Origin of the sequence: Pseudomonas sp. HMSC066A08, assembly GCF_001813025.1 — a bacterium.
In the GTDB taxonomy this organism is placed as follows: domain Bacteria; phylum Pseudomonadota; class Gammaproteobacteria; order Pseudomonadales; family Pseudomonadaceae; genus Pseudomonas; species Pseudomonas aeruginosa.
On the sequence record NZ_KV811321.1, the window covers coordinates 1 to 205 of the forward strand.

Consider the following 205-nt stretch of genomic DNA (forward strand, 5'->3'; position numbering starts at 1 on the left):
GGCCCGCAGACCGCGGTGGTGGTCGGTCCCAAGGGCGAGGAGATCTGGACCGACCAGTACGGCCGGGTCAAGGTGCACTTCCACTGGGACCGCCACGACCAGTCGAACGAGAACAGCTCCTGCTGGATGCGCGTCTCGCAGGCCTGGGCCGGGAAGAACTGGGGCTCGATCCAGATCCCGCGGATCGGCCAGGAAGTGATCGTCA

At 66.8% G+C, this 205-nt stretch carries 1 protein-coding gene; it reads left to right on the plus strand.

Going from position 1 to position 205, the window contains the following annotated elements; all coding sequences use genetic code 11:
* A partial coding sequence (gene vgrG, locus HMPREF2886_RS19620; RefSeq protein ID WP_139148415.1) for a type VI secretion system tip protein VgrG occupies positions 1-205 on the plus strand: 205 nt, incomplete at both ends.